15 protein-coding genes are annotated in these 25,850 nt (G+C 41.2%); 3 read left to right on the top strand and 12 right to left on the bottom strand.

Annotated features, from left to right (window positions below; translation table 11 throughout):
* The first annotated feature begins 767 nt into the window (after nucleotides 1-767).
* The gene (locus KZC02_RS03185; protein ID WP_221394924.1) at nucleotides 768-1,802 is read left to right on the top strand and encodes an LLM class flavin-dependent oxidoreductase; all 1,035 of its coding nucleotides are present in this window, start codon (nucleotides 768-770) and stop codon (nucleotides 1,800-1,802) included.
* 54 nt (nucleotides 1,803-1,856) lie between these two features.
* Here KZC02_RS03185 and KZC02_RS03190 read toward each other — a convergent pair whose 3' ends face one another.
* The 5 genes from KZC02_RS03190 to KZC02_RS03210 all read right to left on the bottom strand — a co-directional run bounded on the left by KZC02_RS03190 (nucleotide 1,857) and on the right by KZC02_RS03210 (nucleotide 5,568).
* Nucleotides 1,857-3,170, bottom strand: coding sequence for a glycosyltransferase family 39 protein (locus tag KZC02_RS03190; RefSeq protein WP_229253975.1), 1,314 nt, complete (start codon nucleotides 3,168-3,170; stop codon nucleotides 1,857-1,859).
* 398 nt (nucleotides 3,171-3,568) lie between these two features.
* A complete protein-coding gene (locus KZC02_RS03195; RefSeq protein WP_221392785.1) occupies nucleotides 3,569-3,982 on the bottom strand; it encodes an arsenate reductase ArsC in 414 nt (137 codons plus the stop codon).
* An 85-nt stretch (nucleotides 3,983-4,067) separates the two neighbouring features.
* The gene (locus KZC02_RS03200; protein WP_221392786.1) at nucleotides 4,068-4,565 is read right to left on the bottom strand and encodes a GNAT family N-acetyltransferase; all 498 of its coding nucleotides are present in this window, start codon (nucleotides 4,563-4,565) and stop codon (nucleotides 4,068-4,070) included.
* Between the two features lie 55 nt (nucleotides 4,566-4,620).
* The gene (locus KZC02_RS03205) at nucleotides 4,621-5,193 is read right to left on the bottom strand and encodes a DUF6428 family protein (protein ID WP_221392787.1); all 573 of its coding nucleotides are present in this window, start codon (nucleotides 5,191-5,193) and stop codon (nucleotides 4,621-4,623) included.
* Between the two features lie 45 nt (nucleotides 5,194-5,238).
* A complete protein-coding gene (locus KZC02_RS03210) occupies nucleotides 5,239-5,568 on the bottom strand; it encodes a helix-turn-helix transcriptional regulator (protein ID WP_221392788.1) in 330 nt (109 codons plus the stop codon).
* 843 nt (nucleotides 5,569-6,411) lie between these two features.
* Here KZC02_RS03210 and KZC02_RS03215 point away from each other — a divergent pair.
* Entirely contained in the window at nucleotides 6,412-11,466 is a 5,055-nt protein-coding gene (locus KZC02_RS03215) for an OmpL47-type beta-barrel domain-containing protein (protein WP_221392789.1), read from the top strand.
* A gap of 389 nt (nucleotides 11,467-11,855) precedes the next feature.
* Here the strand turns inward: KZC02_RS03215 and KZC02_RS03220 are convergent, their stop codons facing one another.
* The 5 genes from KZC02_RS03220 to KZC02_RS03240 all read right to left on the bottom strand — a co-directional run bounded on the left by KZC02_RS03220 (nucleotide 11,856) and on the right by KZC02_RS03240 (nucleotide 21,918).
* Complete coding sequence (locus KZC02_RS03220) at nucleotides 11,856-13,139, bottom strand: chloride channel protein (protein WP_221392790.1); 1,284 nt, start codon at nucleotides 13,137-13,139, stop codon at nucleotides 11,856-11,858.
* A 32-nt stretch (nucleotides 13,140-13,171) separates the two neighbouring features.
* Complete coding sequence (locus tag KZC02_RS03225) at nucleotides 13,172-13,753, bottom strand: HPP family protein (protein ID WP_221392791.1); 582 nt, start codon at nucleotides 13,751-13,753, stop codon at nucleotides 13,172-13,174.
* Between the two features lie 117 nt (nucleotides 13,754-13,870).
* Nucleotides 13,871-16,426 (bottom strand): response regulator, encoded by a 2,556-nt coding sequence (locus tag KZC02_RS03230; RefSeq protein WP_409014279.1) that lies wholly within the window; start codon nucleotides 16,424-16,426, stop codon nucleotides 13,871-13,873.
* Nucleotides 16,360-18,081, bottom strand: a complete 1,722-nt coding sequence (locus KZC02_RS03235) for a two-component regulator propeller domain-containing protein (protein ID WP_221392793.1) — start codon at nucleotides 18,079-18,081, stop codon at nucleotides 16,360-16,362. Before KZC02_RS03235 ends, KZC02_RS03230 begins: the two co-directional genes overlap by 67 nt.
* 222 nt (nucleotides 18,082-18,303) lie before the next feature.
* Entirely contained in the window at nucleotides 18,304-21,918 is a 3,615-nt protein-coding gene (locus tag KZC02_RS03240) for an alpha-L-rhamnosidase (RefSeq protein ID WP_221392794.1), read from the bottom strand.
* A 341-nt stretch (nucleotides 21,919-22,259) separates the two neighbouring features.
* Between KZC02_RS03240 and KZC02_RS03245 the strand changes: the two genes are divergently transcribed.
* Nucleotides 22,260-23,138, top strand: a complete 879-nt coding sequence (locus KZC02_RS03245; RefSeq protein ID WP_221392795.1) for a response regulator — start codon at nucleotides 22,260-22,262, stop codon at nucleotides 23,136-23,138.
* A 160-nt stretch (nucleotides 23,139-23,298) separates the two neighbouring features.
* Here the strand turns inward: KZC02_RS03245 and KZC02_RS03250 are convergent, their stop codons facing one another.
* Together KZC02_RS03250 and KZC02_RS03255 are read right to left on the bottom strand one after the other, a co-directional pair.
* Nucleotides 23,299-23,568 carry a hypothetical protein gene (locus KZC02_RS03250; RefSeq protein WP_221392796.1) on the bottom strand — a complete coding sequence of 90 codons (270 nt, stop codon included), beginning with the start codon at nucleotides 23,566-23,568 and terminating at the stop codon, nucleotides 23,299-23,301.
* A 561-nt stretch (nucleotides 23,569-24,129) separates the two neighbouring features.
* A complete protein-coding gene (locus tag KZC02_RS03255) occupies nucleotides 24,130-25,845 on the bottom strand; it encodes a GMC oxidoreductase (protein ID WP_221392797.1) in 1,716 nt (571 codons plus the stop codon).
* Nucleotides 25,846-25,850 lie beyond the last annotated feature (5 nt).

The following is a 25,850-nucleotide window of genomic DNA, read 5'->3' on the forward strand; positions in this document are numbered from 1 at the left end:
CACACACACACACACACACGCGTGTGTGTGTGTGTGTGTGTGTGTGTGTGTGTGTGTGTGTGTGTATGAACAAACAATTATTAACAATGTGTGTGTGTGTGTGTGTGTGTGTGTGTGTGTGCACACACACACACGTGTGTGTGTGTGTGTGTGCACACACACACACACGTGTGTGTGTGTGTGTGTGTGTGTGTGTGTGTGTATGGAAAACATACTCCAGAAACCCGAATCATAAAACACAGAAGCGTTTACGTCGGCGGAAAGGTATATCTTTTGAGGAAAATCCGTTTTTACTTCTTTCACAATTTCTTCAATTAACAGAAATAATGCAGGCTCCTGAACCGCGGTAATTTCAATTAAATGTGAGCGATCTGTAACATGTTTTTTAAATACAAACTTTACCAAAAAAATCAGGATCAGAATACCCATGCTGAGCAAACCAATAGAAACCATAACTGTGATGGTGTGCAAGGATGTTGTGACTAATGCATAACCAAGAATCCCGCACAGGACAATAAATGCGATGGCCAGAAAAATAAGCACTACATAGGTAACGATAAACAGGATAATAGAAACAATGGCTTTTACAGTCATTGTCCTGAAACTCTCAGACACTTTAATCGGCTGCATGTTTTATGGAGGGTTATGTAAATTGATCGGTTACACATTTCAGTAAACTGATCGTAAAGCACGAAATATATGCGAAAATGAACCAATTTCAAAGGGTCTCTATTCTAACATGGAAGTTCATTGATAATGTAAATAAAATGGAAATAGGAATAAGCATGTTTGGGGATTTGGCTTACAATCAATCTACCAAATCGTTTCAGCCTGCACAGCAGCGCATACAGGAAATACTGGAAGAGATCAAATTGGCTGATGAAGTGGGTTTGGATGTTTTTGGAATTGGTGAGCACCACCGTCCGGATTTTTCAGTATCAAGCCCTGAAATTATTTTAGCAGCAGCAGCAAGTATCACTAAAAATATAAAACTTACAAGCTCGGTAACCGTATTAAGCTCAACAGATCCGGTACGTGTTTACCAGAATTTCTCAACCGTGGACCTGATATCCAACGGACGAGCTGAAATTACAGTTGGCAGGGGAAGTTTTATCGAATCGTTCCCTCTTTTCGGATATAACCTGAACGATTATAACGGCTTGTTTACCGAGAAACTGGAATTACTGAAAACGATCAATGAAAATGAAACTGTTAACTGGAAAGGAAAATTCAGGGCACCGCTTGTTAACCAGCAGGTTTTACCACGTCCGGTAGACAATCACCTGGATATCTGGATAGCGGTTGGCGGTACACCGGAATCGGTCGTGAGGGCTGCCAGACTAGGATTCCCACTAATCATTGCGATCATTGGCGGAATGCCAAAACAGTTTCAGCCATTTTTCAAATTATATAAAGATGAATACCTGAAAGCCGGCCATGATATAACAAGAATGCAGATTGCAACGCATTCACATGGTTTAATCGGTGACAATTCGCAAGCGATTTCAGATCATTATTTTCCAAGTTATGCAGCACAAATGAACCGGATTGGTAAAGACCGTGGCTGGTCGCCTTACACGAATGACCAGTTTGAGGGAGGCCGAAGCATAGATGGTGCTTTGTTTATTGGGGATGCTGAGGAAGTAACCGATAAGATATTGTATCATCAGGAAATGTTTGGGCTGACCCGCTTTTTGTTACATGCCGACGTAGGTGCTCCGTCACACAAGGACATCATGAAAACCATAGAAATTCTGGGGACTAAAGTAAAACCAGCGGTAAATAAGGCACTTGCAAAGTAAAACTACATCCGTTTGTCAGTTTGATATAGTGTTCAGACTGACAAACGGATACACCTATTTCCATCTGTTTTCTTCAATATCTCCCTTCAAAATAGCATTGATTGAAACCTTTGCGTCCAGCAAAATATACACACTCGTTCCAAACTCCCTTGCATACTGGTTTTCAATTTTTCCGGTTAGCCTTATTTCTCGAAAAAGCGGTTTTTCCTTATTTCGTTCTTTATCATCGTCATCCGCATTTTGAATCAGGATGATGTTTTTGATCTCCTCATCCAGCGGAACCCAGTTGATATAGTCGGCATTCATCGTTACGGCCTGAATGTCACTGAATCTTGAATAATAATTAATTGCTCCGGCTTGTCCGTAATTATCACACAACACTAGCGTATGTTTTTTATCCCTGATCTTTTCATAGTCGGCATCTACTTTTTCTGCTAGTTCCTTCCATCCGAGCATATCCGCAAAATCCTGGGGCAATTGATGTTCCTTTCCGTCTTCCCAACGGAGTAATCCAAAATCCTTAAAAGCCTTTGAATTCCTGACAATCTCTGCCGGGCTTTTCATTGGAAATGCAATCCGGAAAATGGGAATGAATAAAGCCAGAATGACCACAAAGGATACCGGCCGAAGCCATGTTAATTTTTTTACAAAAATAAATTCCAGATAAACGGAGCCAAATGCAATTAAGATTGGATAAAGCCCAATAGCATAATATCCTTTGGCTTTCAGATAAGTAAAAAGGGTTAAAGTGAATATAAACGACCAGAAGAAAACCCGGTATTTCCTGAAAGGCGGAAACAAAAAAAATGAAATAAATGCGGCCAGGATAACAAAAAGAGATGACGTAAAAAACAACAGCTGCTCTTTCAGAAAATCCAGCCTGTTTACATTTACCAATTGCGTTTTGGCAAGCAGTTTCATATGATGTATGACAGGAAAATGATTCTGATACTGCCAGACCAGATTAGGCAGGACGATCAGAAATGCAACGATAGAGGCAAAATACAATTTCCTGTTATTAAATATTTTACGCTGATCTGTGAGCAAAAGAGCCGGAACGAGTCCTGCAACAAGAAAAACAATATTGTATTTATTTAAAAAGCCTAATCCTAAAACAACTGCGGCCATGTAAAGCCATTTATTTTTCTCTGTTTTAATATATTGAAGGATTGAATAATAGAGTAATGTCCAGGCAAAAACATCCGTTGAATTTGGTTGAAAAAGCATATTAATCCGTAAAAGCACTGAAAAAGTTACGGCAGCAGCGCCAAGAGCAAGAGCGTATAAATTTCCTCCCAGCGCATCAATCGCCTTCCAGATTACAACCAACGTAACGACTCCATAAAGTGCGGGAAAAACTTTACCCAAAATTCCGAATTACCGAGCAGAAGGATTAAATATGAATTCCAGGAAGTGAATGGCGGAACAGACAGATAACCCCAGGCAAGATGTTTTCCCTGATCAAGATGCAGGTATTCGTCGCGATGTAAGTTGTATTCGGGAGCAATAATGATAAAGTGCAACCCCAATTTTATTAAAATGAATAACCAGAGGATGAGTGTTTTCTTAGTCAATGTAGCAGCTGAATTAAGGGTTATATCAGGAAATTAATTTTTATCCTGAAATATATTAATAAAATCAGCTCAACCTTTGGTTTAAAACAGATATTTCAACAGATTTCCCCGGATCGTTTACTTTACGCATCAAACTCATGGTTAGCTATCTGCCGGCAAAGAACATAATCCCGGAATTTGTTTAGAATATCCTCATAAATAACCTTTAACAAAATTTTCCGAGTATATTTTAATCATTTCCCTGACAGCCCTGAACTCTTCTATAATCTCCTTTTCAGTACCGGTGGCTTTAGCCGGATCCGGAAAATTATGATGCAATTTCACAGCTTTTGATGGGAAATAAGGACAATGTTCTTTTGCATTGTCGCAAACTGTAATGAGATAATCAAAATCAATATTGCGATATTCATCAATATGGTTCGAAGTATGGGCAGAGATGTCAATATCATCTTCAGCCATTATAGTAACAGCTTTAGGGTTAACCCCATGAATTTCTACCCCTGCACTATATACGATTGTTTTGTTTCCTGCAAAATAGCGGAGATAACCTTCTGCAATCTGGCTGCGGCAACTGTTTCCAGTACATAATATTAATATCTTTTTCATAGTTGTCAGATGATTGGTTGCAGCAATCGGTTTTTGACCAAAGTCATTATTCTATTTTTATTTGTTTCAAAAAATTTCCGGAAAGCTAATCCACACCAGATACTTTACTTCTTCTTTCCAGCAGGTTAACATTACGCCAGATACCATTCATTTTCCCAATGTTTTCACGATAACCAATTATGCGGAAACCGTTCTTTTCATGAAGTCTGATACTTGCGAGATTTTCCGGAAAAATTCCCGCCTGCAATGTCCAGTATCCGTTTTTTTCACTTTCTTGGATCAAATGTTTTAAGAGCAAATCACCTACTTTCTGTCCTCTGAAATCACTTCCGACATACACACTTACTTCGGCTACTCCTGCATATACACACCTTCCTGAAACCGGAGTCAGTGCAGTCCAGCCGGCTATTCCGCCATTTTCCGCAATGGCAACGAATCTCAGTTCAGTAACATGCGCTTGATCCCAGATTTCCCAGTCCGGCGCACTGGTTTCGAGCGTCGCTTCGCCAGTGGCAATGCCCTGTATATAAATTTCACGGACTGCCTGCCAATCTGCTCCCTCTAAAATTCTGATTGTTATCATAAGGGTTATAAAATTCAGGTTTGTTTTTCAGGTTAAATCTAACATCAAAATCCTTTTAACAGCAACCGCCACCCGGCAAACAGCTTTCATTTACAACAAAAGACGTTTCCTGCATTTCCGCATTTTCCACGGGCGCTTCTACGGCCGGAGTACAGCATTCTTCTCCCTTTGAAGATGTGCCGCAGCTACCGTTTCTTGAAATGGCCTTACAAGAAGTAAAATCAGGAACCAGGTTTACGGTGAACGTTACAGCATCGGTAATAAATTCAGAAGGATACATTTGACGTGTATCAAACTTTGAGTTTCCAAATTCAATTTTTACAACACCCAAAGGATTAAGCGGAAGTTGTTTTTCAACCAGATTTATGATCGAAAGTGCTTTTTCTACTTTCATTGCATGATCAGTTTCCAATACGGATGGCTCCCATAATTGTACGATAATCTCTGTCCAGCTATTCATAACTCCGCCGCAATCTACTGAAACAAACGGTGCCTGTTTGATCTCAGTTATGTGATACGATGCATCTACAAATAGGCCTTGGGCGTATTGGAACTGAAGAACTTTATCAGGGTTTTTCAGGAGCGTATTTTTAAAGCTTTCCCAGCTTAGCGAATTTAAGTTATTCATTGCTATGTTACGATTAATATTAACATCAAAATTTTATTCACTTTTCTATTTACAGCAGTTTACCTGTACTTCTGATTCAAAAATTTCACCGAAAATCACTTTTGCTTCCTGCCAGACCGGCTCATTAATACAATAACAGACGCGCGGAGGATTGATCTCCCCATGAAGGATCCCGACCTGTTTCAGCTCTTTTAAATGCTGCGAAACGGTAGCCTGTGCAAGAGGCAGCACCTCAACCAGATCACCGCATACGCAGGATTTTTCTTTAAGCAGATGCTGAATGATAGCGACCCTGGCCGGATGTGCAAGTGCTTTTGCCAGATCTGCAATCCGGTTTTGTTTATCCGTAAATACCTGTGTTTTTGTAACTCCCATATGCCAAAGGTAAAATAAATTTTATTAATCGCAATAATACGATTGATTTTTTCACCTTCTAACATTGGATAAAAATTTACCTTATTATTAAATTAAATATCAGAATTTTACAATTTATAGGCAATTGCGTATATAAATTTACGTTAAGTAGAAATAATGGTACACGGGCAAATATCTCATCCTTTTACCCTTAACTAACCATCCGACTACTTAGGCATTATGCCCGTTTCATTGCCCTATTTGCCGGTTTTGCAAAAAAAGATAACCATAAAACAGGTAATTTTAAGCATATTTGAAATCCAACTAAAAACCTTAATTTGAATGCTGCAAATTTTAGGAAAAGCATAGTTTGCAGTTTTATTCATAATTAAATCCAAATAACCTGTACCACATTAACAGAGAAAAGTTGTGCAGTTATTTTTAAAACAAATGCTTAAAAAGTAATCGATTTTTCCTGAACAATTAGTTTTCACATAAATTAAGAACAAAGTCAGGTAATTAAAATCTAAATTACAGATAGCATTGAAAAGCATGACAAATACGCTTCATGCACTCACCCACTACTTTAATATCTAATGTTAAACCCTGATCTTCTGGCGGTCAGATTCCCTTGCCAGTTTTTTAAAATCCGGTAACAATTCAAGAAAATATCTACTCCAATCAGACAAATTTCAATCCAACTTTAAACAATAAACTATGAATAAAATAATACATTTTAAATTCATACTTTTCAAGTTAAAGCTGAATAAGTTATCCTTCATTTTTCTGTTATCAGGTCTATTAACCCTTACCAGTATCAGTCCGCTATAGACGCCGTTGCTGTCGTCGGTAAATATTGACTTTTTGCCACAATCGGGCCGGGTAGCTACTGGTTATACAGCTGACTATGGCCAGGCTTTCAGTTCCAGCCGTAAGTTTGGGTGGATCAGTTCCACTACAAAACAACCTGCTGATTATAAAGCGAATATGCGGTTGCGTACCGGCTCCACCGACCGCAAATTATTGTCGTTTATTCAAATGCAGGCGCCAACTGACAATACTGTACCTGGAATCTGGGAGTATGCGGTTTCAAACGGATCCTACACAGTCAGGGTAAGTGCGGGCGACAAAGACAATTACGACAGTGACCACCAGATCAATGTGGAAGGTTTACCGACAGTTACGGATTTCAGGCCTAATGTCAACAATAAATTCCGGGCATCCACTTCAACGGTAAAAGTCACTGACGGAAAGCTGACGATCGATGCAAGTGGCGGGATTAATACCAAAATGAACTATATCACTTTTTACCCTGCCAGCACGGTAGTGGATGTCACACCACCGACGGTAAGTGCCAGGTTCGCCGGTACGCTTAAATCCGCCAATGTGTATGACGAGGAGGTTCAGGTATTTATCACTGCATCTGACGCAAGCGGCTCGGGATTGGCCCGGCTGCAATACTCCCTCGATGGTGCCGCTTATGTCAATTACCGGGCACCATTTAAGATCACTGCCGGTGGAGGTCATAATCTGAAAGTGAAGGCGGTCGATGCCAATAATAATGTAAGAGTTACCGATACATATCAATTCAGTGTACAACCACCTCCCCAATCTGCTAATATTGATTTTTTACCGGAAGGTAAGACCGTCGGGGCCGGTTATAAGGCTGATATTGGACTGGCATTTGATGCATCACGGAAGTTCGGATGGCTTAACGGTAATACGAAGGTGCCGGCAAGTTACAAGGGCAATATGCGTGTAAGGAGTGGTACCGGTGATACCAAACAGCTTTCTATCGTGCAGATGCAGGCTGAAACTGACAACAAAGCGCCGGGAGTTTGGGAGCATATTGTTCCAAATGGCCGGTACAGGGTAAAAGTAACTGCGGGGGATAATGAATATTATGACAGCGGCCATCAGATCAATGTGGAAAATTTGCCCGTGATCAGTGATTTTGCTCCGTCTGAAGTGCAAAAATTCCGGACCAGGGTTGGTACCGTCCAGGTTAGTGATGGCAAGCTGACCATCAGCGCAAACGGAGGTAATAATACTAAAATGACCCATTTGAGTTTTTCTCCTGCAACTTCTGTGACTGATACCGTGGCTCCTATTACTAACGCCAGATTTACAGGTTCACAGTTTTCAACAAACGTGTACAATAATCAGGTTAAAATATATATTACTGCGGCCGACGAAGGAGGATCAGGGCTTGAGACATTGCAATATTCGGTCAATGGTGAAGCTTACAAGAATTATTACGTCCCCTTTGTGATAAATACACCCGGTGATTACAATTTAAAAATCAAGGCAGTTGATGGTAATAATAATCAAAAAGTTGTTTCCTCTTATAATTTCACTGTCATTGACCCGGACGCGCCAAAGGTCCTTTCCTTTTCAAAACAACGGTTAAGTTTCACAGTATTGAAAGGACAACAGGTTATTCCACAAACAGTTACTCTGGCAACCAGTCCACCCACAACATCATATACTTTTACCAAAACCACTGCCAGCTGGATAACTCTGCCAGCCAAGTCACAAAACTTACAATTTGGCCCTGAAAATATCAATTCCAATATGGAAGTCGGTAACTATCAGGCGCAGATCACTTGCTCTGCAGATAAATATCAGTCGGCCACACTTCTCGTTGACCTGCAGGTGGTAGACGTTTTACATGAACAAACAAGTCATGTTAATTTTCAGGATGCCAACACAGTTCCGCCGCTGGGATTTATCCGTGATATCGGGCAGGCTTACGGACCGAGGACAGGTCTGTATCAGGGTGCAGCCCTGGAATACGGGTGGAAAAAACGATCTGACGGAAGTGTTTTAGACCTGACAGGGAACGGCCGAAACCGCAACACACCGGATGATGTACTGCTGGCCACTTTGCTGCATATGCAGGCTGATGATATTACTGAGGAATTTTCGGGAGTGAAAACAGAAGGCTATTGGGAAATGGAGGTACCGAACGGGACTTACGACGTAACACTTTCTGTGGGTGACGGTTATGTTAATACAATGCCTGAATACCACTCCATTAATATCGAAGGTGTAAACGCCATAAATCAATTTTTGCCCAATGGCAAAAGAGGTACGAACAGCCGTTTTAAAGCGGTTACGACAAGGGTAAATGTAACTGATGAACGTTTAACGATCAATGCGGATGGCGGTACCAATACCAAAATTAATTACGCCAGTATTGTGCCTGTTTCACTGGCCCCGTATTTATTCTGGGCAACCAAAACAGCCAACATTTTTATCGAAAAAGGGACGTCTGAAAGCAAATCCCTTTCTATGGTGCTGGGTAGTTCTAATAGCGCAGCCTCAACCTATTCGGTTACGGCATCCTATGGTGCCGGTGCAACTGGCTGGCTTACATTTAACCAATCGCCCACAGGAAAACAGCCGATTGTAAGTTTCAATTATTCTGCTGCTAAAAACCTGGCAACGGGTATTTACAAAGCAACTGTAAAAGCAACTTCCGGCGGATTTACGAGTGCTGTTTTTGATGTGCAGCTCAATGTTGTGGATGGCTCAAAACCATATGTAGTTTCTTCTTCACCTGCAAACGGTTCTGCCAAAGTGAGCCTGAGCACGGTAAGTATTGCTGCCAATAATTTACACATACCTGCTGTGCCCGGGTACCAAGGAGGAGTGGAAAACGGAACTATCGACAGCTCGACAGTCAAATTATTGAGAATTGTTGATGGGGTTTCGTCCAAAGTGAACGGCGTTGTACAGGGAACCGGCGGTGGCGACGTGATCAGTTTTTCACCGTCCAAAGGCCTGGAAGCCAATGCAGTTTATAAATTTATTATTACTGCCGGTGTAAAATCCTACTCCGGTGCGGGATTTACTCCATATGAAGCTACTTTCACCACTGCTGCCGCTAAAATTGACTCAACCAACATTCTGAATGCGCGGTTTACCAAAGTGCCAATTCCGGGTACACAGGATAAAAAGTATACCTCACTTGTGATAGGCCCGGATGGAAAGTTTTATGCGCTGCGCCTCGACGGTGCCATTGAGCGATATACCATTAACCATACGGACGGCTCATTATCAGGCCAGCAAATTATCACTACATTGTTCTCCAAGTATGGTAACCGGTCGGCAATCGGGCTGGTATTTGCACCCCAGTCCACTGCGTCCAATTTAATTGCTTATGTATCCCATTCCTCTCCCGGACTTGCAGCTGCACCTACTTTCGATGGTAATATTTCCCGTTTACAGGGGCCAAACTTACAGGATGAACAATTGATAATAACAAAACTGCCGCGCTCAAAAAGGGATCATTTAGTAAATGGCCTGGCTTTTGGGCCTGACGGTGCGCTTTACATTTGCCAGGGAAGCATGAGTTCCGCAGGTTCTTATGATGCTGACTGGCAACGGGACGAGGTACTTCTATCCGGTGCAGTCCTGCGGCTGAACCTGTCCAAACTTGATGCATTTACACTGCCGCTGGATGTAGAAACTACCTCGAATCAGAATCTGATCAATAACGCGCCATCAGTATCTGCCATGATGAGCGACAGTACGTACAATCCATATGGAAGTGCATCACCTCTAACCATTTATGCATCCGGGGTCCGTAATGCTTATGATCTGGTCTGGCATTCCAACGGCCAGCTTTACCTGCCCACAAATGGCTCAGGCGGTGGAGGCAATTCACCGGAATCCGTGATGGGAACACGCAGACCGGACGGCACCTCTTATGCAGGCGCGGAAATAGATGCTACCAGAAGTATACAGCCGCAGCATGACTGGATGTTCCGCGTCAATCCGGCCAGATCAGTTGGTTATTATGGCCATCCTAATCCGTTAAGAGGTGAATATTCTTTGAACAGGGGATTCAAAGACAACCCATTGTATTTACCCTCCATATCAGCAGATACGCGTTACCGGCCTGCCGCTTATGATTTTGGTCTTAATAATTCCCCTAACGGTGTTATTGAATATAAAAGCAGCACATTCGGAGGAATTTTAAAAGGCAAATTACTCGTTTGCCGGTTTTCGGGAGGCGGTGATATTGCTGTGATGAAACCCGGTTCTACCGTTAAAACAACGATAGCAGGCAGCGACGATTCGATTTATGATATTGCCAAGGTCACCACAGGCTCTGGAAATAATGGATTGGTGGGTATGTCGGGCTTCGGCAATCCGCTTGATATTGTGGAAGATGTAATCAACGGTAATTTGTATGTGATTGAGTATAACTGGAACGATAGTCCGAACCTGACTACACAAATTACGCTGCTGCGTGTTGAGGCTTCTCCCGCTCCGGCTTTACGTACAGCTGCAAGTTATGAACCAGCGGAAAACAGCTCTGAAAACAAAAAATATGATATTACATTAACCAACAAAGGCGGTGATACTTTACAAGTCAAAAGCATACGTTTGGCAGGAAAAGAAGCTTCGAAATTTAAAATTACCGGACTTCCCCTACCTACTGATAAACTGCCCATGCAGGTTCGTCAGAATAGTTCTGTATCATTTAAGGTAATTTCCAAAGCGGCAATTCCCAGCTTATCTTCCTACGTAAAGCTCATTGTAACTGCCATGGATGATACAGAAACAGAGGTCGATCTCAACAATGCGCTGGAAGCAAATCAAATTGATTTTAATGATATATCAGCAGAAATAAAGGAAAATGAGAACTATAATATTCAGGTCTATCCAAATCCAAATCTCGGGCATCCGGTATCGGTTCAACTGAAGAATTTCAACCGAAACGAGCCCTTAACGATACAATTATATGATCAAAAAGGTATTGTTCTGAAAACGGTTCGGGCAACAGCAGATGCAGATGGCAGATACAGCATGCGAATGGATATGGCAAATTATAAAAGCAGTTTTTATATCCTCCGGGTGGATTATTCGGCCGGATTTAAATTTGCCAAAATTGTGAATATCAATTAACCGGGTTCCGATCTATGAAAAGCACTATTTTTAAAGTAAATCAGATAAGATTTACCTTTTAAAGCATATCGGACTTAAACATAAACGCCGGACTCTGATGAAAAAGCAAATGTTGATATTGACAATTCTGTTTTTATTCGTTTGTTATACATTTTGTTTTGCTCAATCACCATCACCAACCCAGCAAACGGTTATTAATAACGGTGTTAGTCTAGGTTCTGCTATTGCCGTGGCTATCTCATGGTCCAGAAATAAATCTATTCTATGGGCAATTATACACGGTATCCTAAGCTGGTTTTACGTAATTTATTATTATTTCAGCCGCTAAATAAGCTTTCTTTAAAATGAATTTATCAATTGGACTATTTCAATCGGTTGATTCATTTTTGTTACAGCTTTAATGATGTATTGCCGTATTCAGCTTTATATGTATAAACTGAATACGGGAACAGAAAACTGGCGACGGCTTTGGAAACAAGGCATGCAATGACAATGGGAATAAACAAAACGTAATTATCGGCAATAGCACATACCAGAAAAATGGAAGTTAAAGGAGCATGGATACTGGCACTCAATACTGCTCCCATTCCAATCAGTATAAAATTGGCGGGAATCAGATCCAGCTTAAAAAAATGATTGAGAGTCACGCATACAATTAGTCCCAGAAATGCACCTATAAAAAGACTCGGTGCAAAAACGCCACCGTCACCACCAGCTCCTAAGGTAACCGATGTGATGAGTGGTTTTAAAATCAGCATCAGGAATAAAGGAAACATCACATTCATAACCGGTAATGGTTTCAGGTCATTCAGACTTTTAATTCCCTCATAACCATCTCCATACAGATCAGGAAAGATGAATATTAGCGTTGAAATGAAAAGTGCACCACCTATTACCTTTAAATAATCATTGGACAGGGAATGAAATAAATTCTTAAAAAATAACACGCTTTTAGTCAGATACACGGCATTGAACCCGGCAGCTATACCCAGAATGACCATAGATGGCAAGGCATTTAAATGCCACTCTGTTATGTTAAAATGAAATATTTGTTTGTAAAAGAAAAAGTGAGTCAATAAGGAGGAAGTCAGGACGGCTGTGATCACGGATGCACTGTGAAGTTTACTTTTTCTTTTGGTAAAGACTTCAAATGCAAACAAAAAACCCGCAACCGGTGCGTTGAAAAGTGCAGTTACCCCGGCTGCCAAACCAGCACATACCAGATCGGTTTTATATCGGCGTAAAAACCCCGCCTTCCTGCTTGACAATGCTCCGATTGCTGCAGTGGAGACAACAGTAGAAACTTCAATACCGGTTGACCCGCCAAAAATAACTGTAAGAAACCCATTGAAATAATGGGAAGGGATTTTGTATGCCGGAAGGGAATTACCTTTTTTGTTTACAGTATCAAGAACTTCTTTAATTCCTTTGTTGGCCTTATTCCTGAACAGGAAACGGCGCAAAATATGAATGAGGCTAAGCCCCAGAAGCGGCAGTAAAAAAATCAGGTAATTGTTATGACGCATCTGTTCTAAAAAATGTTCTTCATAATGCTCAGTCATAACTTTTAGCGTATCAGCAAGCAAAGCGGACAATACACCTGTTACTGCTGCGGCGGCAAGCACTGCCAGTGTCCTTTTAGATTTTATTTTTTGATATGGGGTAAAATTCATTGAATTTAATTTTCCAGTTTTTTTTAAATGAATTATCTGTATCTGCGCTGCCAGAACTTGTACCAGTTCTTATTGGCAGGATATTTCCTATGGGACGCCAGGTTATTCACAAGTATGGCAACCAGCAACAATATGACTGCTCCGGATAATACCGGGCTGATCACGTACATATAACCAAGACTGGTAATTTTTTCGGAACCGATATTGGCAATCAATGCCGTGGCACCGCCCGGAGGATGCAGCGTTTTGGTGATCTGCATCATAACAATGGACAGTGAAACCGCGAATGCAGAGGAAAGCCAGATCTCGTTAGGAATGATATAATGTACTGTAACGCCAATCAACGCACATATTACATGGCCACCAATTAGATTCCGGGGTTGTGCAAGCGGACTATTGACAATACCATAGATCAGAACTGAGGAAGCACCAAATGAACCGATCAGAAAAACATTGTCGGTTACATTGAAACTTTTACTATTAATGTAGCCAATCAGTGCTATACCGGCAAACGAACCAATAAAGGTCCAGATATGATCCTTGAAGTCAATCAGTGTTTCTTTGTACACAACATATCGCGCGAGGCGTATATGTTTTTTAAATCTTTTTGGCAAAACTTACTATTGCAATGTTATACTAAATGAACCCTGATAGAATTTGAATGGTTCGCAGGAGAAAAATATAAGTTTTGAAAATAATCTTCTTTAACTGAGTAATCCAGAATCAAAATTTCAAATATGCAGGCTGACTTCATTCTTTCGGCTATTATATGCCTTAATAAGTGCCACCTTAATTTCTTCCAGTCGCAGGGGTTTTGAAATGTAATAATCCATACCGGCGGCCAGGCATGCTTCTTCATCTTCACGCATAGCGTTGGCAGTCATGGCTACAATATAAGGCTGCTCCATCTGATGGCTGCGTATGCGGCGCGTTGCACCCAGTCCGTCAAGTTCCGGCATTTGCACGTCCATAAAGACCAGATCAAATTTTTCAGAGGTCGCCCTTTCGCATGCTTCCAATCCGTTATGGGTTATCTGTGGTACGTAGCCTAGTTTTTTCAGGATATTAACAAACAATTTCTGATTGATTAGGTTGTCTTCCGCCATCAGGATATGCATTGGATAATTTACTGCAAAATCGGTCGAAAATTCTGCATGAACAGGCAAAGCAACAGACACAACTGTTTCCTGCTTCGTCAGGTGCTGCTGTATCAGTTTCCCTAACTGATGGTGCCTTACCGGTTTGGTTAAAATAGCTGCGAATAGCTCCTTGTGGTTTTTACCGATTTCATTTCCCACCGAACTAAGCAGGAAAACGGGTAACTGGGGATAACGGCGCTTTATAATGCCAGCCAGATCAATACCGTCCATTTCCGGCATTTGCTGATCGGTAATTACAAGGTCAAAAACCGAACCGCTATCTAATATCTGCAACGCCTGCTGAGCCGATGAAGCTAGCGCAGGAAGGAGTTTCCATTGCTGCATCTGATTTTGAAGAATTCTCAGGTTTGCCGCGTTATCATCAACGATCAGGACAGATTTTTCTCCATTGCCGATCAGATTCAGATTTTCGTAAATATCTTCCTTCACCTGCTGGCCAACCCCGGTAATGATGGAAAAGTGAAAAGTGGTACCCTGATCCACAACACTGTTTACGCCTATTTCCCCTCCCATCAGGTTTACGAGCCTCTGACTGATAATAAGGCCAAGTCCGGTCCCCCCGTATTTCCGTGTATGTGATGAATCCACCTGCGAAAAAGCTACAAAAAGCCGGTCAAGTTTGTCGCCGGCAATGCCTATACCCGTATCTTTTATCTGAAAGTTGATCTTTACTTCACCATCACCTATCGCCTCCACTAGCTGTATATCAATACTAATCTCACCCTTTTGTGTAAACTTCACAGCGTTTCCTACCAGATTGATCAGTATTTGCCTAAGCCTCTGGCTATCACCAACAATCTGACGCGGAACCTGCGGGCCAATTTCATACACAAGGTCAAGCCCAATTACAGCAGCCCTTGCAGAAAATAAGTCCAGTACACTCTCTATACAATCCCTGAGATTAAAACTGATCGCTTCAAGCTCCATGTTACCGGATTCTATTTTGGAAAAATCCAGGATATCGTTAATCACGGCCAACAGGCTGTCACCGCAACTGATAATTGTTTCAGTGTATTCAGACTGCTCCGAATTCATTTCCGTCTGCGACAACAGCATGGCCATTCCGATTACACCATTCATTGGTGTGCGGATCTCATGGCTCATTGTGGCAAGAAATACACTTTTAGCCATATTTGCCTTCTCGGCTTCCTGCCGGGCAAGTTGTTCCTGTTCATTCTGAAGGTGCAGCTCCTGATTTAGCTGCCGTAGATGGTCCGACTGTTTCTGAAGCTCCTTCTTTTGCTCGATAATCTGTACGGTCCTTTGTCTAACCTGCTTTACCAAAAATTTCTTTTGTCCCTCAATCACACTCACACGCAGCCTGTAAACAGCATAAATAATTCCTGCCATCAGCATCAATGCAAGTGCGCGAAACCAAAGCGTTTGCCAGAACGGAGGAGTAATATGTATCACCACGCTGGTTCCGGTTTCATTCCAAAGCCCGTCATTATTGGACGCTTTAACCCTGAATATGTATTCCCCCGGATCAAGATTGGTATATGTAGCTTTTCTTGTAGTTCCGCTGTATATCCAGTCTTTATCAAAGCCTTTCAACTGATAGGCATATTGATTTTTTTCTGACATCGTATAATTCAACGCCGCAAACTCGAATGAAATAACAGACTGATCATAGGATATTGTGATCTCTTTTGTCTCGCTGATATGTTTTTCCAGAACAGAATTTTTATCCGCAACCGAAACACGCTTATTGAAAATCTGAAAATCGGTAAGATATACCGGCGCTATATATTTGTTCCCAACCAGTTTATCAGGATAAAAAGAGCTGAAACCTCTCACCCCCCCAAAGTACATTTCGCCGTCACTTGTCTTGAAAAAGGAATTGCTTTTAAATTCATTTCCCTGTAATCCGTCTGCGAGTGCAAAATTCTGGAAAGATTTTGTTTTCGGGGTAAACTGTGAAAGTCCGTTGTTTGTACTAAGCCACAAGCTGCCTTTGTTATCTTTCATGATAGCATGTACCACATTGCTGGCCAGTCCGTCTTTTTCTGTATAGGCAGTAAAGGTTTGTTTTTTTACATCAAAAAAGTTCAGGCCTCCACCTAATGTACCGATCCACAAGTTCCCGTTTTCAGCTTCGTAAATAGATTGTATCTTGTTACTGGATATGGACTTGGGATTAGCATCGCTATATTTAAAATGCTTGAATTTTTTCTGGCTGGATCCAGCAGGTTTAATCCTTCATAGGTTCCTACCCAGATATTTCCTGCCCTGTCCTGAAAAACCTTGGTTACAATATCGCCGCTTATACTGTTACTGTCATTAGGATTGTTCCTGTAATGGGTAAACTTCCCGCTATTGATATCGTAAAATTCCAACCCGCCCTTCCACGTGCCCAGCCAAATATTGCCATCCCGGTCCTTAAACAAATTATTTACGTCAGAAATACCCAGACTTAGCGGATCTCCCAGTTTGGGCATATGGTGTTTAAATACTCCGGTTTTAATATTAAATAAATCAAATCCACCATTGTGGTAGCCTAATCCTAGCACATCCTGAGATACCTGGATAACCGCTATCACATAATCATTACTGATCGAATTTGGGTTGTTAATATCGTTTTTATAGTGCGTAAAGGTTTTTGTCTTTCTGTCAAACAGGTTCAAACCTCCACCATCAGTCCCGATCCAGATTTTATCAGGATCATTATCTCCGCAAATGGATAGTACAATGTTGTTGCTTAAACTTTGTGAACGGTTGGCAATGTTGCGGTAAGTGGTAAATTTCTTCCCAAATTTTGGCAGAAAATTTACACCGCCAGCATAGGTCCCAATCCAGATATTTTCTGCCACATCACGATAAATGCAGTATACAGAATTGTTACTTAAACTGGAATAATCTTCTTCTTCGTGTTTCAATGTTGTAAATTGTCCGGCATCAATATCATAAATGCTAATTCCGCCATTCTCCGTACCGATCCATAATTTCCCATCCTTATTCTGAATAATGGAAAGTATGTCATTATGAGCAATGCTGTTCGTTTTACCAGGCTCATGCAAAAAATTGCGAAAAGTGTTACTATCAGGTTGAAATACAGACAATCCGCCCCCATGTGTCCCTACCCAGATATCACCTTTTTTGTCCTTAAATAACGCTTTTATCCAGTCAGAATTTAGAGTGGTATCATCCGGGCCTTTAAAGAATGCGCTGTATGTACCGTTTTCAGGATTGAACCTGTACAAACCTTTTTCAGATCCTACCCACAATGTCCCGTCGTTATCTTCAATGATACGCGTTATGTAACTGGCACTCTCTAGTTTTTTGTTTTGTCCGGCCAGCGGATAGGATTTGGACAAACCGCTTTTTTCATTAAATGACAGTAAACCGTGATTGGAGCCCAGCCAGATCCTGCCTTTACTGTCCTGAAAAATATCGTTAATACTGTGCTTTAAAGATGCGTGATTGTAGTGTTTAAAATTATTTTTATCCCTGTCAAACCTGTTCAGGCCGGCCGTAGTGGCAATCCATAAATCACCTTTTCTATCTTCCAGAATGTCCTGGATGTAACTGTCGTCAATACTGGTGCTGTCAGAAGATTCATGTTTGTAGTGCGAAAAGGTGTAGCCATCATATTTATTTAGCCCGTCCTCACTGCCAAACCATACAAAACCCTCTCTATCCATCAGAATGGCACTGATATGGTTTTGCGATAATCCCTGGTTGGTAGACAGGTGTCTGAACCTGGGGGTTTGTCCTAATAATAATATAGGGTTAACGACCAGAATAAGCAGCCACAGGAAACAATTTACAGAAGGATATTTCATATTGCATTAAACATGCAATAAAATTAACGAAAGTATCTCATATACCTCAATAATTCTACATAAAAAACACTATTTTTAAATTTAGTTTGTAGAAATTATTTATATAAATTTTTATATTTATATTTTTTATCATTATTATTAAATTTATTCGGCTTAAAAAAGTACGGGGAAGTACCGATATTTCCGGCACCTCCCCTGATCATATTACTATGAACTAAATGTTCAGTTACGGATGTCAAAAGTATATTCTCCCGAACCAAGCGGAATAATCACCTGTCCCTCCGACTGGCTTACCCCTTTCCATTTTGCTACACTTTTGCCATTTTCACTGATCTGATCCAGGTTTTTGGCCGGTAGATAAAGTGCAGCGGTTGTATTGGCAGGAATACTTGTTTTATAGATCCATCCGTTTGTCGTGAGCCTCCATTCACTGCTGATCCTGCCATAAACCGAATCGTAATAACCCTTGGCAAACTTCATTTTTTTGTCCGGATCAGGCGTTGGTTTCAGGATAAATTCTTTAAAACCTGCCTTTTCCGGATGTCTTTGAATTCCCAGGGAATTATTATACATCCAGGCTGCTACCGCTCCAAACGAATAATGATTAAAGGAATTCATGCTGTTATTCCCGCCAAATCCTTTGTCTAATGTATAAGAATTGAGCCGTTCCCAAATGGATGTCGCACCATTGACAACAGAATATAACCACGAAGGGTAATCCTGTTGCTGCAAAAGCCGGTAAGCATTGGCATCATTGCCATTCTCGGACAATGCTTCGGCGACCGATGCAGTTCCCAGGAAACCTGTCATTAAGGAATAAGCAGGACGTTCAATACCTTCATCATCTTTATTTTTCCGTTCTATCGTTTCGTTCAGAGCAGCAATGGCAAAAGGTTTATTTTCTTCACTGAAAACTCCTAATGCAAGTGGAATAGCGTAGGAAGCCTGTGTATCAATTACCTGTCCTTTATCTGATTTCTGGTTTTGCTGCTGCTGGTTCGGCGGCCCGAATGAAGGTGCTTTCACGCCTGATTTTATTGTTTTATGTGAAGATTTATCAAAATAAATTTCGTTAAATACCTGTTTGACTTCACTTTGCCTTTTCCCAAACAGAGCTGCATCGTCCTGCTTGCCAAGGATAGTTGCTACTTTTTGCATAATTTCCAGATCATACGAAAAATAGGCCATCCAGAATAACGTATTATCATTCTTGTTTCCTTCCGGACTTAGCCAGTCACCCAGCGGCCCTTCATTCAGAATTCCAGTTGTTTTTTCAACTTTTGATTCCAAAAAAACAATGTAACGCTTCATTGCATCATAATGTTCTTTCAAAAGTGCGATATCTCCATACTGGCGGTACGTTTCCCAGGCCACTATAATTCCCGCACTCCCCCATAGTGTTCCACCAAAACCTCCGCCCATTGGCGCAACATCCGTAAAACGTCCATTTTCGGCCTGTACATCACGCATGGCCAGCATGTGCCTTCTCAAAAAGAGATCTGCATTGGTAAGATACGTGGCACTTTTTGAGAAAACAGAAATGTCCCCGCTCCATCCCATCCTTTCATTTCGGGCAGGCGTATCAGTGGGTATCGAAAGAAAATTACTGCGGAGCGACCAGGTAATGTTTTGCCAGAGCTTGTTAACCAGTGGATTCGAAGTTTCATAAGCCGACGATAAAGACGAAATAGAACTGATCACCAATCCTTTTACGTCGGTTACCGGAACTGGCTGGTCCAGGCCTGTCAGTTCAAGATAACGGTAGCCATGAAAAGTAAACCGTGGCTGAATCGTTTCGTTACCGCCTTTCAGAATATAAAGATCCTGGGTAAGCGCCGCGCGGATATTTTCCATCATCACCATACCCGTATTCTCCTTGTATTCCGCCAGGCCTGGATACTTCACTTCGGCATATCGCAAGGTAATTACCTGTCCTTTTTTACCATTTTTTATCAGTATCTGCGGGAAACCAACCATGTTCTGCCCCATGTCGTACACAAATACTTTTGGCCTCACTTCCTCTACTTTTTGCGCAGGCATCGTTTTCACCAGGCTTGCATTGCTGCCCATTTGTCCCGTAAGCCGGAAATCCTTATAATCCAACGTCGATTTCCTGCCCATAAAATCAGTAAATGTTCCCAGATACGTGCTTCCTTCGAGCGGCACTTCGACTGCCGGTTTCCAACCTGAATCATTATAAGAGGCAGTTGCCCAGTCTTTGATTAAAATTTCTTTCGTAGCGTCGTACACTTCCCCCTGAAAAAAGGAACCATAGCGAACCGGGCCATCATTGAAAAACTTCCAGTTATTCGGATTTGATGTTATAATCTGTTCTGAACCATCAGAATATGTTATGACGATTTTGCTCAGCAATGACTGGCGGTCACCAAAATAATTCCAGCTTTCACCACTGAATGTGATATTCCCGCTCCACCAGCCTTCACTTAACCACGCCCCTATCGCATTTTTCTGTCCTTGTTTCAGCTCAGCAGTAATATCATAGGTCTGATACATGTGGTGTTTATTGTACTGCGTCAATCCCGGATTGAAGTAATCGTTACTTACCCGGTTTCCATTCAGGTACAACTCATAAATTCCACGAGCGGTAACGTACAACCTGGCATTTGCAATCTTTTTGGCCTCTATAGTAAAAGTGTTTCTCAGCATTGGTGCCGCATTCCGGCTTGGATTCGCAACAACAAGCGCAGAACCTTTAATGATATATTCGTTATTTTCGACTGTCAGGTTTTCAGATTTAAAAATACCTGCATAAGGTTTTTTATCAGGAACTTCTGTAAACAAAGTATTGGAAGGAAAACGATAATTCCTGATCTCAACCTGTGAAAAACGAGCCGTCTGGTTTTCAGTCACCTTAAAACCAATATCAGCGAGCATGGGAAAACTGATAAAATTGTTTCCGCTGCCAACCGGATTAAGATTGATCCCACGTGGAGCGAATGGAGAAGGCGAGGCATTTGTTTTCTCTTTCAGTTTATTAGTTTCATCTTTTCCATCTACCAGAATTTCAAACAAACCGAAATTACATTCCGCCAGAATCGTATGCTTTTCATACTTATTGGTGTTATTAATCAGTTTCTGAGGAATTTCAAGGCTTTTAAACGGCACATCAGCTTTGTCATCTTTGGAATAACCAACCCTGTAAATATTAATTTTGGCAAGCCCATCCGGTGAATCAGTAACCGATGAAATATCAAGCTCGAAAGCAATATAACTCTCATTCAGTCCGTTAGCCATGCCCATCAGGTTCAGGTCTTTGTTCATCAGCCGCTTATCGTTGGCACCGATCACAAAAGCTGCCCTTGTAGAACTAGTGGTTTTATCCAGCTGTATCCCGTACTGAAACTTGAAAACGGATAAGTAATGAGAATAAAATACAAGGTCATCGTTACCGCCGCCAATCCATTTAGCTCCCGACCATGCCGAAATATCCGGATTCATCAGGCCGATTTCAAACCATGATTCCGCACCTGATAGGGCCCCTGTATTATCCCACACCGTTACCTTCCATGTATATCTTGTCGTTGGTTTCAGGGTTGTTCCGGCATATTCAATACCATGCGAAAGGTCCGAACTCACTTTTTTCGAATCCCATACTGTCTGGTTTTTCTGATCGGATACGACAATCTGCCATGCCTTTTGGGCATAACCTTTTTTCGCATCCAATGCCTTCATTTGCCAGGAAAAATGCGGATTGGCCTGATCTGTCCCCAACGGAGCCTGCTGGTAATCAACGTTCAGATTTTCAATGGTAACCCGTGCAAAAACAGGGCAGAAAAATGACAGACAGATTAAAAAAGTAAAGGTCAGGATTTTCATGTTTTAAATTTGATTACAAAATAATTGTTTGGTAAGAACCTTCTGTTTGTTAAAAGCCAAATAAAAGATTCTCTCCTGTTGCAATAAATATAATCAAATCAAGAAATATTTAAACCCCGGCAAAAGGAGAAACGGATCATTGGCTAATAAAAACAAGTGATGTTATGAGAATAAACGAAAAATAACCTGATGTTTTTAAAAAACTAATAAGTATAACCAGTAACTAAAATAATCGTTGTATTACAAAAATTCCGAGCTACATTGTGCGGTACAAATAACTGAAGCAGGCTTTTAATTATTTTATACAATTACTATATAGGTTACACATTAACTACTTGACCATGAATCATGTAAAGTCTGTATACATAGCTGATGATGACCAGGAAGACCGCTTGCTCATTCGGGAATCTTTGGAAAATATTAACAGGGAAATTAATATAACCGAGATTGAAAATGGAGTTGAGTTACTGGATCAGCTTAACAATACCGACCAGGAAAATCCGGCACTAATAATACTGGATATGAACATGCCACGTATGAGCGGTCTTGAGACACTTAATAAAATAAGATCAAGCGCCAGTTTACAAAATGTACCGGTTATAATGGTTTCCACCAGCTCCGATCAGCTCCTGATCAACCTGGCTTATGATGAAGGGATTAGCGCTTATATTACGAAACCAGTCAATATTCACCAATACAAGCTCATGGCAGAAGCCATTCATGTATGTTACCTGAACAGTCGTCCTACACTTGTACATTACTCAGGATCTGGCAATTTTAAAAATAAAAGTGTCCTGATCATCGAGGACAATGCTGACCACTGGGATCTGATGAATTATTGGCTAAGTAAAAGTACACCTGAATTAAAAATTACAAGGGTAAATGGTAAGGCAAGTGCTTTAAACTATCTAACTAATGAATATTTAGCCATGTCTCCATCAATCGGACTAATCCTTCTGGATCTTTATTTGCCAAACAGAAAAGATGGTTTAAGTTTGCTGAATTCAATCCGGTATTTTTTTCTTTATCATAATCTGCCTTTGGTACCAATTGTAATATTCAGTTCATCCGGTGACCAGCAGGATATACAGGCGAGCTACCAGAATTACGCAAGTGCTTATATCATCAAATCACCAGACCTGAATCAGTCATTTTCCTACCTTAAAGATCTGTGTTATTTTTGGTGGAATATTATAACAGTTCAGAACAAAGAACATTAACTATTTCCTGTATTGTGTAGAACTATTATTAGTATACGTCAATCATTTGAGGATAATTAAAATCCTGCTTCATTATTACAAATTTGTCTGGTAACACCAAAAAAGATCGCCTTAGGGCAAATACACCGGCCTCACTAAAACCTAAAACAGGAATATGTTTTCAGGGGTACAATTTTTTTAGAGTTGCTTCCATTTCAGCCAGTCTCTGTTTTATTCTCTCATTATCTGATTTCAATCGCGCAAATTCAGGATCAAAATGACCGTTATCGTCTGTTAGCAACAAATGCCGGCATGAATATTTTTTCCTCCAGATACAGAATGCCGTTAGCAGAGCTTGTTGATAGAATGCCGTTTTTAAAGTTCTATCCTTTTCGCTTTCTTTTAAAACAGACCAGTTTTGCTCTACAAACCATTTTCCATTTTTTTTCATAGAATAAAACAAATGATAGATACAACCAATGATTAATACAACCGCTAAGTATTTATCTCATGTCAGCAAAATCAAATTTGAGTCGGTTGATCCCTTCACAAAGATAATTCAGGTTCGGTTTGTGCAATTGAGTCAGAGATGTTGAGACTCATAATGTTAAGCGAAATAGTTTCTTTCAATTGTACTAATTTATAAACGTGTTTTTTCAGTTATAATTTTACGTTTATGAACCCTCTGGATAAATAAATCCGGATGTTCTGACAGCCGGTTATTAAAGGGAAATTAATAATTCGATTAATGCCATCGATCTGACACCACTTAAACCTTGAAGGAATATTCTACCTGCAAAACTTATACGTCACAAAATTAAAAAGCCTAATGCGGGATGGCAATAGCTAAAACTAGCTATAAAAGAGTATCCAACTATGGAGAGTGCTGTTTTTCAAATGAAACATGCAGCTGGAAATTAAAATATGAAGCAGTATTAATACCGTAGGCAGGCAGTATCTTACCTACGGTAATTGATTAGTTTTTACAATGATCAGTCTGAATTAACCCAAACTACAAATTCTGTTTTTTCAATTCTTTTACTGCATGATCCGCTGCCCTGGCGGTCATGGCCATGTAGGTTATAGACGGATTTACGCAGGAAGAAGATACCATGGCGGCACCATCCGTTACAAATACATTCTTACAGGCATGTATCTGGTTGAATTTATTGAGAACCGATGTTTTCGGGTCCTTTCCCATCCGGGCTGTTCCCATATCATGGATTCCAAGTCCCAGGTGAGTATCCTGGCGGTTATATCCTGATACGTTCTGAAAACCGGCAGCCTCGAGCATTTCCACAGCTGAGTGCATCATATCCTTGCGCATCGCTAATTCATTCTCTCCAAAAGCGGCGTCAAAAACGATTAGTGGTACGCCCCATTTGTCTTTTTTATCTTTATCCAGGAACATACGGTTTTCAGGATTGGGCAATACTTCACCAAACCCGCCAAAACCAATACCCCAGCTTCCTGGCCGGGTCAGATCTTCTTTGAAAGTCGCGCCGAATCCCTCCTGGGCAACACCACGTTTCCAGTCTGTACGGCTGGCACCACCCTGGTAACCAAAACCTCGCAGATAACTTTGCTTATCACTTCCCCAATTTCTGAACTTAGGAATGTAAAGGGCATTGGGACGCTGGCCAAAAACATAATCTTTGTCGAAACCTTCAACGGTGGCAGTGGCGCCAACTCCCAGATGGTGGTCCATAATATTACGCCCCACCTGATCACTATCATTGCCCAATCCGGTTGCAAAACGGCCGGACTTTGAGTTAAGCAGCAAACCGGCAGTATTCATGGAGCCGGCATTGAGAAATATAATTTTGGCATAATACTCTTCCACCGCCATGGTAACCTGGTTGATCACCCTGACACCTTTTGCTTTTTGTGTTTTTTCATCATACAGCACTTCAGTGGCAATGGTGTCATGCAGAATGGTCAGTTTTTGTGTTTTTTTAGCTGCCGGAATAGATCCGGACAAAGAGCTGTAATAGGCTCCATACGGACATCCGCGGCTGCATTTGCTTCTGTACTGGCAGGAAGCACGTCCCAGATCTGTATGCCAGGATTGCGGACTCGTCAGATTGGCAACACGGCCGATGGTAACCGGTCGGTTTAGCTTTTTCAGCATCATTTCCCGGAAATGAAGTTCCGGTGCCTGCATGGGCATTGCGGGCAGAAAATGACCATCCGGCAGCACTTCCAATCCTTCCTTTTGCCCGCTGATACCTACAAATTTTTCCACATGTGTGTACCAGGGTTCCAGATCATCGTACCGGATCGGCCAGTCAATGGCGATACCATCTTTGGCATTTGCTTCAAAATCATTACGGTTGAGCCGGTATGACTGCCGTCCCCAGTGCATCGACTTGCCACCTGTGTGATATGCCCGGATCCAGTCGAAAGGACGTTTTTCTATATAAGGATTCTTCTTGTCGTCGGTAAAAAACTCACCCGTTTCTTCATTTGCAAGGTTTCCAAAACGGCTGTTTGCCCAGTATTCTTCGGCAGAATGAATTGATATTTTTCCACGGTGCTGAAATTCCCACGGGCCTTTCATGGCGGTATCGTAATCTTCTATATGTTTTACTTCACGGCCACGTTCAAGCATCAGAACCTGCAAACCTTTTTCAGTCAGTTCTTTTGCTGCCATTCCGCCGGTCATTCCTGACCCGACCACAATGGCATCATAACGATGTGTTTTTGAAACAGTTAAATTTAAGTTCATGGTGT

This window comes from Dyadobacter sp. NIV53 (assembly GCF_019711195.1).
In the GTDB taxonomy this organism is placed as follows: domain Bacteria; phylum Bacteroidota; class Bacteroidia; order Cytophagales; family Spirosomataceae; genus Dyadobacter.

Bases quoted from the DNA above. Each gene is read 5' to 3' on its own strand.
- KZC02_RS03185 (WP_221394924.1), top strand. From the start codon at position 768: ATGGAAATAGGAATAAGCATGTTTGGGGATTTGGCTTACAATCAATCT.
- KZC02_RS03195 (WP_221392785.1), bottom strand. From the start codon at position 3,982: ATGAAAAAGATATTAATATTATGTACTGGAAACAGTTGCCGCAGCCAG.
- KZC02_RS03200 (WP_221392786.1), bottom strand. From the start codon at position 4,565: ATGATAACAATCAGAATTTTAGAGGGAGCAGATTGGCAGGCAGTCCGT.
- KZC02_RS03205 (WP_221392787.1), bottom strand. From the start codon at position 5,193: ATGAATAACTTAAATTCGCTAAGCTGGGAAAGCTTTAAAAATACGCTC.
- KZC02_RS03210 (WP_221392788.1), bottom strand. From the start codon at position 5,568: ATGGGAGTTACAAAAACACAGGTATTTACGGATAAACAAAACCGGATT.
- KZC02_RS03220 (WP_221392790.1), bottom strand. From the start codon at position 13,139: ATGAATTTTACCCCATATCAAAAAATAAAATCTAAAAGGACACTGGCA.
- KZC02_RS03235 (WP_221392793.1), bottom strand. From the start codon at position 18,081: ATGAAATATCCTTCTGTAAATTGTTTCCTGTGGCTGCTTATTCTGGTC.
- KZC02_RS03240 (WP_221392794.1), bottom strand. From the start codon at position 21,918: ATGAAAATCCTGACCTTTACTTTTTTAATCTGTCTGTCATTTTTCTGC.
- KZC02_RS03245 (WP_221392795.1), top strand. From the start codon at position 22,260: ATGAATCATGTAAAGTCTGTATACATAGCTGATGATGACCAGGAAGAC.
- KZC02_RS03250 (WP_221392796.1), bottom strand. From the start codon at position 23,568: ATGAAAAAAAATGGAAAATGGTTTGTAGAGCAAAACTGGTCTGTTTTA.
- KZC02_RS03255 (WP_221392797.1), bottom strand. From the start codon at position 25,845: ATGAACTTAAATTTAACTGTTTCAAAAACACATCGTTATGATGCCATT.